Raw genomic sequence first — 14,229 nt, 5'->3', positions numbered from 1 at the left:
CTCCTTTCGGGAGCATTTCCATGTGCGGTATCGTCGGCGCAGTCGCCACCTCCAACGTCGTTCCCCTCCTGGTGCAGGGCCTGCAGCGCCTCGAATACCGGGGCTATGACTCCTGCGGCGTCGCCGTCTGGAACCAGGGCCTGCAGCGCGCCCGCAGCACGTCGCGCGTGGCCGAGCTGGCCACGCAGGTCGAGCACGAGCATCTCACCGGTCACACCGGCATCGCCCATACCCGCTGGGCCACCCACGGCGCCCCTGCCGTCTACAACGCCCACCCCCACTTCAGCTACGGCCCCGGCGTGCCGCCCGCCAACCCGGAGCAGCGCCCCGGCCACATCGCCGTGGTGCACAACGGCATCATCGAGAACTACGAGCTCCTGCGCCAGCAGCTTCAGGCCAAGGGCTACCAGTTCGCCAGCCAGACCGACACCGAAGTCATCGCGCACCTGGTGGATTCCCTCTACACCGGCGATCTCTTTGCCGCCGTGCAGGCCGCCCTGGCCCAGCTGCACGGCGCCTATGCCGTGGCGGTGATGTGCCGCGACGAGCCGCACCGCGTCATCGGCGGCCGTGCGGGCTCCCCCCTCATCATGGGCGTGGGGCAGGACGGCGCCCACTACCTCGCCAGCGACGCCATGGCCCTGGCAGGCGTCACCGACCAGATCATCTACCTCGAAGAAGGCGATGTGGTCGACCTGCAGATCGGCAAGTACTGGATCGAAAACGCCGGCCAGCGCCTCGGCCCGCAGGACCGCCCCGTCAAGACCGTGCACGCCCACAGCGGTGCGGCCGAGCTGGGCCCCTACCGCCATTTCATGCAGAAGGAAATCTTCGAGCAGCCCCGCGCCCTGGGTGACACCCTCGAAGGCGTGCAGGCCATCGTGCCCGAACTCTTCGGCAAGGACGCACGCACCGTCTTCACCGAAATCGACCGCGTGCTCATCCTTGCCTGCGGCACCAGCTACTACAGCGGCTGCACCGCCAAGTACTGGCTCGAAGCCATCGCCCACGTGCCCTGCGACGTCGAAATCGCCAGCGAATACCGCTACCGCACCAGCGTCCCCGATCCGCGCACGCTCGTGGTCACCATCAGCCAGAGCGGCGAAACCGCCGACACCCTCGCCGCCCTGCGCCACGCCCAGCACCTGGGCATGACCCACACCCTCACCATCTGCAACGTCGCCACCAGCGCCATGGTGCGCGAATGCCAGCTGGCCTACATCACCCGCGCCGGCGTCGAGATCGGAGTCGCCTCCACCAAGGCCTTCACCACCCAGCTCGCCGGCCTGTTCCTGCTCACCGTGGCACTCGGACGCGTCAAGGGCACCGTCGACGACGCCCACCAGGAAGACTACCTCCAGCACATGCGCCACCTGCCCATGGCCCTGCAGGCCGTGCTCGCGCTGGAGCCGCAGATCATCCAGTGGTCCGAAACCTTTGCCAAGAAGGACAACGCCCTCTTCCTCGGCCGCGGCCTGCACTACCCCATCGCACTGGAAGGCGCCCTCAAGCTCAAGGAAATCAGCTACATCCACGCAGAAGCCTACCCCGCCGGCGAACTCAAGCACGGCCCTCTCGCCCTCGTCACCAAGGACATGCCCGTGGTCGTCGTTGCCCCCAACGACGAACTCATCGACAAGCTCAAGAGCAACATGCAGGAAGTGCGCGCCCGTGGCGGCGAACTCTACGTCCTCGCCGATGCCGACAGCAACATCCACAGCGAGGAAGGCATCCACGCCATCCGCATGCCCGAACACTACGGCCCCCTGAGCCCCATCCTCCACGTCGTCCCCCTGCAGCTCCTGGCCTACCACACCGCCTGCGCCAAAGGCACCGACGTTGACAAACCCCGCAACCTGGCCAAGAGCGTGACGGTGGAGTAAGGGCTGACAAGCCCATCCTGACCGGAACAAATAAAGTTAGTCGGACTCTGAGCGAAGAGAGGAGGCCGATGCCCCCCTACTTTTTAGTTAGGGGCGCGTGTGAAGGGGCCATAGTTGAAGGCATACTGGACGGCTGTTTTTCAGTCAATCCAGCCGTTGGCCTAATGCGCGGAATCGGGCGGCAATCTGTCGTTTACTGCAGTTCTGCCTTGGGAGCCCTTGAACGGCAGCTTTCCCATCCAGCGAAGGCCAACTTCTGCCCCCAAGCAGCCAGTCAGCTTTCTCCTAAGCAGCCTTTCGACCATAGATACCTTACACCGCCTCCAGCGCGAGCAGCTCAGCCACCGTCTGCCTTCGTCGAATAAGCCGGGGCTCACCATTTTCCATCAGCACTTCGGCAATCAGTGGGCGTGCGTTGTAGTTCGATGACATGGAGGCACCATACGCACCGGTGTCGTGCAACACCAGCAGATCTCCTACCTGCGCCTGCGGCAAGGACCGGTGCAACACCTCGCCACCGTCTCCCTGCGTAAACACATCTCCCGACTCGCACAGAGGCCCTGCAACCACCGTGTCAAACTGCAGGCTATTAACCGCTGTGCCATCAGAGTGAATCAACCCCATGCCGTGGTAGGCGCCGTATAGGGCCGGGCGAACCAGATCACTGAAGCCGGCGTCCACCATCACAAAATGGTTGGTACCCTGTTGCTTCGTGGCGCGTACCTCGGTGACCAGCACGCCGGACTCGGCCACTAAATAGCGGCCCGGCTCTATTTCCAGTTTCACTGGGTGCTCCAGCAGTTGTTCCACGGCATGGCGCGCGGCATCCCATAATGCAAAGTAGTGCGCCGTATCAATCGTGGATTCACCGGCCTGGTAGGGAACGGACAGACCGCCGCCCGCAGAGATGGCGTGCAGATCCAAACCCTGCTCATTCACTACCTCTACCAGCTTCAGCATGGCACCGCACACTTCCTGCAAGTGCGCATAGTCCACGCCTGAGCCGATGTGCATGTGCAGCCCCTGCAAGGCCAGGCCGTTGGACTTAATCTTTTCGCAGGCGCGTACTAGATCGCCATGCCAGATGCCATGCTTGCTGTGCTCGCCACCGGTATTTGTTTTCTTGGAATGACCATGCCCGAACCCTGGGTTGATGCGTAGCCACACCGGGTGCCCCGGGTTGACCGCACCCAATTGGTCTAGCATGTCCATGGAACCGCAGTTCACGGGAATATTGAGTTCCACCACGCGCGCAAGCGTAGCGCGGTCCAGCAGATCGGCCGTGAACACGATGTCTGCGTGCCCGTTGTGCAACCCCGGCGTAAAACCACTAGCCAACGCGCGTTCGATTTCCCCAAAAGACACCGAGTCCACCACTGCGCCATGTCGCTTCATAAGGCGAAGGATGTGTGTATTGGAGTTGGCTTTCTGAGCGAAACGCACTACGTCAAACAACCGCAGAGAAGCAATCTGGCGCGTAATGGTGTCTGCATCATATATCCACAGCGGGGTACCGAACCGCAGGGCCAAAGGAGCGATGGTGGCGGGAGTAAAAGGGTTCATGGGTGGATGATCCTCTTCATGGTTGATTCAATCAATGCTATTCTTGTTGCACACCTATTCAATATTGATATGAATTTGACTCATCGCCAGCTGACGATGTTTCGCGCCATCATGCTGCACGGCAACCTGGGGCGTGCAGCGGACGCGTGCGCGTCAAGCCAGCCCACTTTGAGTCGCGAGCTGGGTCGTCTGGAGCAGTTACTGGGGTTTAACCTTTTTGACCGGGTGCGGGGCCGGTTACGTCCTACCGTGCGGGCACTTGCGCTGATGCAAGAAGTAGAGCGCTCGTTTATAGGCTTGGAACAGATCGCAGCGCGCGCCAGCGAATTGCGCACGCAAGTGACAGGTCGCTTGCGCATTGCGTGTTTGCCGGCGTTGGCCCATGCCTTGGTACCCCGCGCACTGGTATATTTCTCACATGCACATCCTGAACTAGGAGTCAGCGTGCATCCCTTAGAGTCGCCCTGGCTGGAGCAAGCCATGAGTGAACAGCGTTTTGACCTTGGACTGAGTGAAACCCAAGAAGCACCTGCTGGAGTTGCCTTGCAGCCCTTATTGAAAGTCAATGAAGTGGCTGTTTTGCCACGTGATCACAGCCTGTGCCACAAGGCTCGACTGCAACCACACGACTTTACAGGCGAGCGCTTCATCAGTCTCGCGGTTGGCGACCCGTATCGAACCGCCATTGATGCAATGTTCGAAGACGCTAAAGTACATCGCGCAACCCTGCTTGAAACCACGAGCGCAGTGGCCGTCTGCGCCATGGTGCGTCAGGGCCTGGGCGTTGCCATCGTAAATCCGATCACCGCACTGGAACTCAGCGGACCGGACCTGGTAGTGCGGCCGCTTACCGTTGCCATCAGTTACCAAGTGAATATGCTTCTGCCGGAAATCGCAGCTCCGCACCCCCTGCAGTGCGTTCTCGCAGACACCGTCCGCAAAGCCTGTGCCGCCTTGAACCAGCATCATCACTCACTATGAGTTCCATGGACTCATTCCTTACGCTGTTACACCACTTCCAGGGACACTGCCGGTACGTGAAACGCCTTGCCGCAAAAAATGAAAATATGCCGCAGCGTCGGCAGGCTGGACAGGTGGCCTTGCGGGAGTAGGATTCAATCCCATTAGCATTGAAGGAGGCCACTATGCGACCCGCCGTATGCCAATGATTTTGGACCTATCCCCGCGTGCGCGGGGCAACCCCATGCAGATGCACTGCATGCCCCTATTCGGATGATCAGAACAAAAAAAACCGCACCGGCCGGGGCCTGGTGCGGTTTTTGAGGGGGCGGGCAGGATCAGCGCTTGCTGAACTGCTTGGCGCGGCGTGCGGAGTGCAGGCCGACCTTTTTCCGTTCCACTTCGCGGGCGTCGCGGGTGACGTAGCCAGCCTTGCTCAGCTCGGGCTTGAGATTGACGTCATAGTCGATCAGCGCGCGGGTGATGCCGTGGCGCACGGCGCCGGCCTGGCCGGATTCACCGCCACCCTGGACGTTGACCATCACGTCGAAGGTTTCGACATGGTTGGTCAGCACGAGCGGCTGCTTGGCGATCATGATCGAGGTCTGGCGGCCGAAGAACTGTTCGATGTCCTTGCCGTTGACCGTGATCTTGCCGGAGCCCTTCTTCAGAAACACGCGGGCGACGCTGGATTTGCGACGGCCGGTGCCATTGTTCCATTCACCAATCATTGCAACGCTCCTTTAGATTTCCAGCGCCTTGGGCTGCTGGGCGCTGTGCGGATGCTCGGCACCGCCGTAGACCTTCAGCTTCTTGATCATGGCGTAGCCCAGAGGACCCTTGGGCAGCATGCCCTTGACGGCCTTCTCGAGCGCACGGCCGGGATGCTTGGCCTGCAGATCGCGGAAGTTGGTGGCATAGATGCCGCCGGGGAAGCCGCTGTGACGGTAGTACATCTTGTCGAGCGACTTGGTACCGGTCACCTTGAGCTTGGAGGCGTTGATGACGACGATGAAATCGCCGGTATCGACGTGAGGCGTATAGATGGCTTTGTGTTTGCCGCGCAGACGGAGGGCAACTTCGCTGGCTACCCGTCCGAGCACCTTGTCGGTGGCGTCAATCACAAACCACTCATGTTGCACCTCAGCGGACTTTGCGCTGAATGTTTTCATGTGTTTTCCTTAAGGGAGGTGGTTTGACGGCTTTTTCGCAAGCCTGCGGCCACAGAAACACCTGCGGCCACGTGCGTGGGCTCTATTCCACGGTCGGTGTTCTTCTGGTGAGAACCTCTTAGGTGGGGGTACTGCTCTTGCTGCGGAGCCCAGCCGCGGGCAAGCTCTCCATTATAGCCAAGGAGCCGGCCGTGGGGCAATGGCTATGCACGGGAACGTCGTCCCGGCACGACGGCTATGCCGATGCCGTCCGCCGGAGCGGCGGCGCCCCGATCTGCCCGGAGGTGCGATAGGATGGCGGGACCATGTTCAGTTACCGACACGCCTTCCATGCCGGCAACCACGCCGATGTGCTCAAGCACATGGCCCTGATTGCCACCCTGCGCTACCTCACCACGGCCAAGGACACGCCCCTGCTGGTGGCCGATACCCATGCCGGTACCGGCCTGTACCGCCTCGATGGCGGCGATGCACAGACCAGCGGAGAGGCACTCGAAGGGGTGCTGCCGCTGTGGCAACAGTATGGCCCCGGCGCACCGGACGAGGCCAAGGCGCCCGAGGCGCTGGCTGCCTACCTGCGGCTGCTGGCGGGCTTCAATGCCGGCGGCACGCTGCGCAGATACCCCGGATCGCCCTTCATCACGGCAGCGCTGATGCGGCCGCAGGATCAGCTGCGCCTGTTCGAGCTGCATCCCACCGACAGCCGCCTGCTCGACAAGAACGTGGCCGAGCTGCCCAACGCGGGGCAGATTCAGGTGGTGCGCAACAACGGCTTCACGGGGCTCAAGGCGCTGCTGCCCCCGCCCAGCCGGCGCGGGGTGGTGCTGATCGACCCGAGCTACGAGCTCAAGACAGACTATGCGCAGGTCATGAGCTGCATGCAGGATGCCATGCAGCGCTTTGTCACGGGCTGCTACATGGTGTGGTACCCGGTCATTCCGCGCCCCGAGGCCCACGAGCTGCCCCGGCGGCTCAGGACACTGGCGCAGCAGGCCGACCGGCCATGGCTGCACGCCACGCTCTCGATTGGCCGTGGCGATCAGGATGTGTCGGGCCGCGACGGCCTGCGCGCCAGCGGGGTGTTCATGATCAATCCGCCCTTTGTGCTCAAGGCAGAGCTGGAGCAGGCGCTGCCCGTGGTGCATCGCATGCTGCGCCGGGGAGGCGGAGCGGCATGGACGGTGGACACGTCCAAGTAAACAAGCGCCGACGGAAACTGCCAACGGCTGCAGGGGCGGATGTGGGTGCGCATGCGGCATGGGCACGCCTGCCCTCAGTGCGACGAAGCGCTGCTCCCTGATCTGCCCCTGCCCTCCTGCACACAGCCAGCCCCCACACTGCCATCGCCCTTGGCGATGGCTCAGGCCGGGTACAGGCAGCCAAGCACGCGCGGTCCCCGTGCGCCGGTGATGGCACGCATGTCGAGCGGCTGCCCGGCCAGCGTGCAGTGTGCCAGCCAGGCAAAGGCAGTGGCCTCGACAGCCTGGGGATCGACCCCCAATGCGGCAGAGGACTGCACCTGCACCTCCGGCAGGGCCGCGGCCAGATGGCGCATGAGCTGGCCGTTGCGCACGCCGCCCCCGCACACCACCAGCTGCCGCACCGCCGAGGCATGGCGCTGCAGATGCAGCACGGCCGCCTGGGCCGTGTAGGCCGTCAGCGTGGCCTGCACGTCGACCGGGGCCAGCGCCCCAAAGGGTTCGAGCTGCTGCAGGAGCCATGCGGGGTTGTAGAGATCGCGCCCCGTGCTCTTGGGCGGAGGCTGGTCGATGAAGGGCTCGGCCAGCAGCCGTGCGAGCAGCGGCGCGTGCACACGGCCCTGCGCGGCCCAGGCGCCATCGGCGTCATAGGCCAGGCCGGTGTGCTGCAGGCACCAGTGGTCCATGAGGGCATTGGCCGGGCCACAGTCGAAGCCCAGAGGTGGCTGTCCTGGCTGCAGCAGGGTCAGGTTGGCAATGCCTCCCAGGTTGAGCACGGCCAGCGCCTGCCCCTGCCGGCCCCACAGCGCCTGATGGAAGACCGGCACGAGAGGTGCCCCCTGCCCTCCTGCTGCCACGTCGCGGCTGCGAAAATCGCAGGCAACCGGCATGCCGGCCAGCTCAGCGAGGAGGGCCCCATTGACGAGCTGGAGGGTGTAGCCGGTGCCGTCGTACAGTCCGGGCCGGTGCCGGACGGTCTGGCCATGGGCCCCGGCCACCGCCACGGCGGCAGGCGGCACCCCTGCCTGGGCGCAGAGTGTGTGGATGCAGTCGGCATAGAGCCGCATGAGAGCGTTGGCAGCCAGCGCGGCGCGGTGGAGTTCGTGCTCGCCCGGGGTGTTGAGGGCCAGCAGCTCGGCACGCAGGGCCTGCGGCATGTCGATGCCGGCAAAGGCCAGGGTGGCAAGCTGCAGGGGGGCATCCGCCCGATGGGGGGCGATGCGCACAAGCACGCCATCGACCCCGTCCAGCGAAGTGCCGGACATGAGCCCGATGCACAGCACCCCTGCCGACGCTGCCGGATCATGGGCAGCAGGCGCGGGCGACGACGAAGAACGGAGATCGGGCAAAGTCGGGGCATTCATGGCAGGGATGATAGGCGATAGGCCCTGCCCTGCAGCCGCGATGCGATGTCAGTCGGCGCGGGCCACCTGGGTCTGCGGCAGGGCGTCCTGGGCATAGTGCCAGTCGCGCTCGGCCGCAGCCACGACGCGCCGGAAGGCGGCACGCTGGCCGGCGGCAATGCGCTCGGTGTGTCCTTCCTTGAGGGCGACCTGGGGATCCATGGGCACGTCGCGCACCCGGGTCTCGAAGTGCAGGTGCGGGCCGGTGGTCCAGCCGCTGGTGCCCACGGCGCCGATCACGTCCTCGGCGCGCACACGCTGTCCGGCGCGCACGTCCATGCGGCTCAGGTGGGCGTAAAGGGTGGCACGGCCCTTGCCGTGTTCGACGATGATGACGTTGCCGTAGCCCGTCTGCTCGCCCGCGAAGCGCACCCGTCCGTCGGCAGCCACGTGCACGGGAGTTCCGACAGGCGCCCCGAGATCGATGCCGGTATGGGGGCGGGCCGTGCCGAACAGCGGGTGGATGCGGTAGGGCTCGAAGGGACTGGTGACCAGCGCCCCGGGCACCGGCGCGCGGTAGACCGGGCGGTCGGCCAGACTGTGTCCCTCGGGGGTGAAGTATTCGGGGGTGGCGTCGGCGGTCTGGCCATCGCCGGCAGGGGCCTGCAGATCGGCGTCTGCCGGTACCGGTGTGCGGGAGGTGTTTGCCGTCCCCTTGGCTGGGAACCACACGACGCGGTAATCCTTGCCGGCCACATGCTCGGTGGCGCTGAGCACGCGGCCATGGCCGACGACCTGGCCCCCCAGCGAGATCTGCTCGTACACCACGGTGAGGTGGTCGCCCTTGCGGGCCATGCGCGCCGTGTCCACCACGGGATCGAAGATGCGCAGGACCTGCTCGGCCACGGCGGTCGGCACCTGTGCGGCGGCCGCATCGCGGAAGAAGTTGCCCCCCAGCGGCACGGTGGCGAGGGCCGGCTGCACGTCGGCCACCTCAATAGCGGTGCGATGCCCGAACGCCCCCGAGGTCGCATCGCGCTCGATGACGAGCAGATGGCTGAGATGGGGGTCCTGGGCATCGAGCCACTGCACCCGCAGGCTCTGCAGCCGCAGATCGGACGTATAGGCGGCCTGCACGAGGCGGCGCTGCAGCCCCAGCACGGTGGTGCGCACTTCGGGTGTGGCGCGCAGGTAGTCCTCGGCTGCGGCATCGCTCACCCCGAGGCGCGACAGCAGGGAGGAGGCGGTGTCGGATTCGCGGGTTTCGGTGCTGCGGTAGAAGGTGGAGGGATGGGCCTGGAGAGCCGCTTCCTGCTCGTCGAGGGCAAACAGGGGCTGTACCTGCTCGCGCACCTGGCGCACGGTGACAGGCCCCGACAGGGTGGGTGTGGCCACAGCGTAGGCCGCTCCGGCTCCCAGCAGCAGCGACACCCCAGCCGCTCCCGCGCCCATCAGGGGATGGCGCCGCAGCCAGTCACGCGCCTCGGCTGCAGCCTCCGCCAGGGTCCGGGTGATGCCGGACAGACGTGCAGAGGGCACGGCGGCAACGGACGCCTCGGTGGGGCCATCGGAAGCCGTGGAGGGGGAGGAAGACGGAACGCTGGGAGAAACGGAAACGGGCAACTGATCGGGCAAGGTCATACACACAGGCGACAATGGCATGCAGGGCGCGACGTCCGTGGCCTTCACGGAAAGAGGCTCCCTGGCCCCGACAGTGTGACATGCACACCTGTCGCAGGGGCGCGGCGCGCCGGGCAGAAAAGGGGAATGGGTCACCCGCACCGCCTGTCTCACGGACGGTCGGCAGGGAAGTGCAGCGGCACACAGCGTGCCGGGAGCACACCCCCCGGCCCCATGGCAAAAGCATAAAATGGCGGGCGACCTGCGGGGCATCCATGGCCGTGTGGCACGGCCCGATGCACATGCCCCGCGAGCGGCAGTATGGCAGTTTTCTCTGTCGCCAGCCTGAAAAATTGCAACAAGGCCCATCATCCGGCGGGGGTTCCCAAGCTCCTGCCGCGCTTCAGAATTTTCTTATGCACACCCCCGATATCAGCGAAAACAAGCAGTTGGAAATCACTCCTGAGATAGCGCATGCGCTGCAGGTCACGCGGCGTGGCTGCGACGAGCTGTTGCCCGAGAACGACTGGGTGCGCAAGCTCGCCAAGGCCGAACGCAGCGGCCAGCCTCTGCGCATCAAGCTGGGGCTCGATCCCACGGCGCCCGACATCCACCTGGGCCACACGGTGGTGCTCAACAAGATGCGGCAGCTCCAGGACCTGGGGCACACGGTGATTTTCCTGATCGGCGACTTCACGAGCCTCATCGGCGATCCGAGCGGGCGCAACACCACCCGCCCGCCCCTCACTGCCGAGCAGATCAAGGCCAATGCCGAAACCTACTACCAGCAGGCCAGCCGGGTGCTCGACCCCTCGCGCACCGAGATCCGCTACAACAGCGAATGGTGCGATGCGCTGGGCGCGCGCGGCATGATCGAGCTCGCCGCCAAGTACACGGTGGCCCGCATGATGGAACGCGACGACTTCCACAAGCGCTTCCATGCCGGGCAGAGCATCAGCGTGCACGAGTTCCTCTACCCGCTCATGCAGGGCTATGACTCGGTGGCCCTGCGCGCCGACCTGGAGCTCGGCGGCACCGACCAGAAGTTCAACCTGCTCATGGGCCGCCACCTGCAGGAGGAATACGGGCAGGAACCCCAGTGCATCCTGACCATGCCGCTGCTTGAAGGGCTCGACGGTGTGGACAAGATGAGCAAGAGCAAGGGCAACTACATCGGCATCACCGAAGCGCCCAACAGCATGTTCGCCAAGGTGCTCTCGATCAGCGACGCGCTGATGTGGCGCTGGTACACCCTGCTGTCGTTCCGCAGCGAGGACGACATTGCCGCCCTGCGCCGCGAGGTGGAGGCCGGACGCAACCCCAAGGACGCCAAGGTGATGCTGGCACGCGAGATCACCACCCGCTTCCACAGCGCCGCTGCGGCCGACGCGGCCGAGCAGGATTTCATCAACCGCAGCAAGGGCGGCATTCCGGACCAGATCGACGAGCGCACGCTCGCGCTGGGTGACGGTGGAGCACTGGGCATTGGCGTGCTGCTCAAGATGAGCGGCCTCACGGCGAGCACGGGCGAAGCCAACCGTCTCATCGACGGCGGTGGCGTGCGGGTGGATGGCTCGGTGGTGAGCGACCGCGGGCTCAAGCTCGGCGCCGGCACCTATGTGCTGCAGGTCGGCAAGCGCAAGTTCCTGCGCGCGACGCTGGCCTGAGCGCAGCCGCCCAGCCGGTCTTTCTTCGCCCCACTCCGCTCCCTGCAGCCCCCCTTTCCCAGTCTGCCCCATGGCCACCAGTCTCCTCGCCCTGCTCGATGACATCACCACCCTGCTCGACGATGTGTCGGCCATGACCAAGGTGGCCGCCGGCAAGACGGCTGGCGTGCTGGGCGATGACCTGGCGCTCAATGCCGAGCAGGTCGCCGGAGTCGATGCCCGGCGCGAGCTGCCTGTGGTGTGGGCCGTGTGCAAGGGCTCGCTGGTGAACAAGGCCATTCTGGTGCCGCTGGCGCTGCTCGTCAGTACGCTCTGGCCGGCGCTGGTGCAGGGGCTGCTGATGCTGGGCGGGGCCTACCTGTGCTTCGAAGGCGTCGAGAAGGTCATGCACTCGCTGCGGCCCCACCCGGACGAGGTGGCCGCCCACCATGCCGAAGTGGTGCGCGCCAACGAGGCCCCCGATGTGGCAGCGGCCGAGCGCGACAAGATCCGTGGCGCGATCCGCACGGACTTCGTGCTGTCGGCCGAGATCATTGTCATCACCCTGGGCACCCTGCCCGCCCAGGCCACGCTGACGGAACGCCTGACGGTGCTCGCCCTGGTGGCCGTGCTGATGACGCTCGGGGTCTACGGCATCGTGGCGGCCATCGTGAAGATCGACGACTTCGGGCTCTGGCTGCGCCGCCGCTCCCGCACGGCAGCAGGGCAGCGGCTGGGCGATGCGCTGGTGAACGCCATGCCCTGGCTGATGCGGGTGCTCTCGGTGCTGGGCACGCTGGCCATGTTCCTGGTGGGCGGCGGCATTCTGTCCCACGGCATCGGACCGCTGGCCCACGGGCTGCATGGGGTGGAGCTGCACTGGGGCGGTCTGGCCGGCTCGGTGGCCGTGATGGGCGCCCACATGGGCGTCGGGCTGATGCTCGGAGCGGTGGTGCTCGCCGGCGTGAGCCTGGCCCGGCGGCTGATCCCCCGCCGCAGCTGAACGGCCGAATTTTCCTCCGCCACAAACCGTCCGGCAGCCAGGCCGCCGGACCTCCGCTCAGCCCCCTGCGTTACGCAGCCGGTGCATGTCCCAGATGGGCACAGATCGCCAGGGTGGCGGCGCTCTGGTTCATGGTGTAGAAGTGCAGGGCTGGCGCACCTCCGGCAAGCAGGCGCTCGCACATGCCGGCCACCACCTCGGTGCCCAGAGCCTTGATGCTCTCGGTGTCGTCCCCCAGCTCCAGAAGTCGCAGGCGCAGCCAGCGGGGAATCTCGGCGCCGCAGGCATCGGAAAACCGGATGAGCTGGCTGCTGCTGGTGATGGGCATGATGCCGGGCACGATGGGCGTGGCAATGCCCAGTGCCCGCGCGTCGTCGACAAAGCGGAAGTAGGCATCGGCGTTGAAGAAATACTGCGTGATGACGCCATTGGCTCCGGCATCGACCTTGGCCTTGAGCGCCCGCAGGTCGGCCTGGGGGCTGCGCGCCTGGGGATGCACCTCGGGATACCCTGCCACCTCGATGTGAAAGGCGTCGCCGGTTTCCACCCGGATGAAGCTCACCAGATCGCTCGCATGGTGGAATTCGCCCCCGAGTCCGTGGCCGCTGGGAAGGTCGCCGCGCAGGGCCACCAGCCGGGTGATGCCGGCTGCCAGCAGTTCGTCGAGCTGCTCGCGCACCCGCTCGCGCGTGGCGCCGATGCACGAGAAGTGGCTGGCGGCCGCCATGCCCTCGGCATGGATGGCGCACACGGTGTCGAAGGTGCCCTGCTGGGTGGAGCCCCCGGCTCCGTAGGTCACCGAGCAGAACTCGGGCTGCAGCGCATAGAGCCGGCGGCGCACGGTGCGGAGCTTTTCGGCGCCTTCGGGGGTCTTGGGCGGAAAGAATTCAAAGCTGAAAGAGGGAGCGGTCATGGCATCTCTCGAAAGGAATGGGGGTGTTCTGAAAATGGACGGTCAGGCATCGACCAGACAAGCCGGCAGTCCGGGCACACGCCATGCGGAGGAGCCCGGCACTCTGGACCTCAGGCCCGCCTGCCGTGCACGAAGAATTCGTGGTTGCCGTCGCCGCCCTCGATGGGACTGTCGAGCCAGTGCAGCACCTGCACCTGCAGGGCGGCACAGGCCGCGCGAATGCGCTGCTCCACCTCGGCATGGAGCCGCGCATCGCGCACGATGCCGCCCTTGCCGACCTGCCCGGGCTGGAGCTCGAACTGCGGCTTGACCAGCATGAGCAGCTGCCCGCCCGGGCGGAGATGGGGCAGCACCGCCGGCAGCACCAGCGTCTGCGAGATGAAGGACACGTCGCCCACCAGCAGGTCGAAGCCGCTGCCGGACGCACCGAGCACGGTGGCCAGCGCGGCAGGGTCGCGTGCGTTGACCTTTTCGTGCACCGTCACGCGCGGGTCGTGGCGCAGGCGCTCGTGGAGCTGGCCCTGGCCGACGTCGAGCCCCACCACATGGGCGGCCCCCGCATGCAGCAGGCAGTCGGTGAAGCCGCCGGTGGACTGGCCGACATCGAGACACTGCCAGCCTGCGGGGTTCAGCCCCGTGGCCTGCAGTGCCCCTTCGAGCTTGAGTCCGCCACGGCTGACGTAGCGGGCCTCGGCGGCATCCTGCAGCTGCAGCTCGGCCTGCGCGGACAGCTCCTCGCCGTTCTTGCGCACAGTCTGCCAGGCAGCACCGGGCAGCCGCCAGCGCACGCCGGCCGCGATGAGACGCTGGGCCTGGCTGCGGCTGGCGGCATGGCCACGTTCCACGAGGAGCTGATCGGCGCGCATGGGCAGTTCGGAGGACGAGGAAGGTCGGGATCGCCACAGGACGAGACTGCGGCGGGCAAAT

12 protein-coding genes are annotated in these 14,229 nt (G+C 65.8%); 5 read left to right on the top strand and 7 right to left on the bottom strand.

The window, feature by feature from the left end; translation table 11 throughout:
* The first annotated feature begins 20 nt into the window (after positions 1 to 20).
* The gene (gene glmS / locus ACE3P9_RS09130; protein WP_374493534.1) at positions 21 to 1,883 is read left to right on the top strand and encodes a glutamine--fructose-6-phosphate transaminase (isomerizing); all 1,863 of its coding nucleotides are present in this window, start codon (positions 21 to 23) and stop codon (positions 1,881 to 1,883) included.
* A gap of 312 nt (positions 1,884 to 2,195) precedes the next feature.
* On the opposite strand, the gene lysA is transcribed toward glmS, so the two are convergent.
* Entirely contained in the window at positions 2,196 to 3,446 is a 1,251-nt protein-coding gene (gene lysA / locus ACE3P9_RS09125) for a diaminopimelate decarboxylase (RefSeq protein ID WP_374493531.1), read from the bottom strand.
* A gap of 18 nt (positions 3,447 to 3,464) precedes the next feature.
* Between lysA and ACE3P9_RS09120 the strand changes: the two genes are divergently transcribed.
* Positions 3,465 to 4,427 carry a LysR family transcriptional regulator gene (locus ACE3P9_RS09120; RefSeq protein ID WP_374493530.1) on the top strand — a complete coding sequence of 321 codons (963 nt, stop codon included), beginning with the start codon at positions 3,465 to 3,467 and terminating at the stop codon, positions 4,425 to 4,427.
* A gap of 317 nt (positions 4,428 to 4,744) precedes the next feature.
* On the opposite strand, the gene rpsI is transcribed toward ACE3P9_RS09120, so the two are convergent.
* Positions 4,745 to 5,137 (bottom strand): 30S ribosomal protein S9, encoded by a 393-nt coding sequence (gene rpsI, locus ACE3P9_RS09115; RefSeq protein WP_374493528.1) that lies wholly within the window; start codon positions 5,135 to 5,137, stop codon positions 4,745 to 4,747.
* Between the two features lie 12 nt (positions 5,138 to 5,149).
* Positions 5,150 to 5,578, bottom strand: coding sequence for a 50S ribosomal protein L13 (rplM, locus tag ACE3P9_RS09110; RefSeq protein WP_374493526.1), 429 nt, complete (start codon positions 5,576 to 5,578; stop codon positions 5,150 to 5,152).
* A 305-nt stretch (positions 5,579 to 5,883) separates the two neighbouring features.
* On the opposite strand from rplM, the gene ACE3P9_RS09105 reads away from it, so the two are divergent.
* Positions 5,884 to 6,777, top strand: a complete 894-nt coding sequence (locus ACE3P9_RS09105) for a 23S rRNA (adenine(2030)-N(6))-methyltransferase RlmJ (RefSeq protein ID WP_374493524.1) — start codon at positions 5,884 to 5,886, stop codon at positions 6,775 to 6,777.
* Positions 6,778 to 6,938: 161 nt separating this feature from the next.
* Here ACE3P9_RS09105 and ACE3P9_RS09100 read toward each other — a convergent pair whose 3' ends face one another.
* Both ACE3P9_RS09100 and ACE3P9_RS09095 read right to left on the bottom strand, forming a co-directional pair.
* Positions 6,939 to 8,141: an anhydro-N-acetylmuramic acid kinase gene (locus tag ACE3P9_RS09100; RefSeq protein WP_374493522.1), complete on the bottom strand. Its 1,203-nt coding sequence runs from the start codon at positions 8,139 to 8,141 to the stop codon at positions 6,939 to 6,941.
* A 48-nt stretch (positions 8,142 to 8,189) separates the two neighbouring features.
* Positions 8,190 to 9,761, bottom strand: coding sequence for a M23 family metallopeptidase (locus tag ACE3P9_RS09095; RefSeq protein ID WP_374493520.1), 1,572 nt, complete (start codon positions 9,759 to 9,761; stop codon positions 8,190 to 8,192).
* 395 nt (positions 9,762 to 10,156) lie between these two features.
* Here ACE3P9_RS09095 and tyrS point away from each other — a divergent pair, with 395 nt between their 5' ends.
* Both tyrS and ACE3P9_RS09085 read left to right on the top strand, forming a co-directional pair.
* Positions 10,157 to 11,407, top strand: coding sequence for a tyrosine--tRNA ligase (gene tyrS, locus ACE3P9_RS09090; protein ID WP_374493518.1), 1,251 nt, complete (start codon positions 10,157 to 10,159; stop codon positions 11,405 to 11,407).
* A 70-nt stretch (positions 11,408 to 11,477) separates the two neighbouring features.
* A complete protein-coding gene (locus tag ACE3P9_RS09085) occupies positions 11,478 to 12,389 on the top strand; it encodes a DUF808 domain-containing protein (protein WP_374493516.1) in 912 nt (303 codons plus the stop codon).
* A 70-nt stretch (positions 12,390 to 12,459) separates the two neighbouring features.
* Here ACE3P9_RS09085 and metF read toward each other — a convergent pair whose 3' ends face one another.
* Complete coding sequence (metF, locus tag ACE3P9_RS09080) at positions 12,460 to 13,302, bottom strand: methylenetetrahydrofolate reductase [NAD(P)H] (RefSeq protein ID WP_374493515.1); 843 nt, start codon at positions 13,300 to 13,302, stop codon at positions 12,460 to 12,462.
* 110 nt (positions 13,303 to 13,412) lie between these two features.
* On the bottom strand, positions 13,413 to 14,168 hold the full coding sequence (locus ACE3P9_RS09075; RefSeq protein ID WP_374493513.1) for a TlyA family RNA methyltransferase: 756 nt from the start codon (positions 14,166 to 14,168) through the stop codon (positions 13,413 to 13,415).
* Positions 14,169 to 14,229 lie beyond the last annotated feature (61 nt).

It is taken from the genome of Allobrachymonas sp., from assembly GCF_041912815.1.
Taxonomy (GTDB): Bacteria; Pseudomonadota; Gammaproteobacteria; order Burkholderiales; family Burkholderiaceae_C; genus Brachymonas.
Note: the sequence above shows the minus strand (reverse complement) of the source record. Positions and strands in the feature narration are given on the sequence as shown.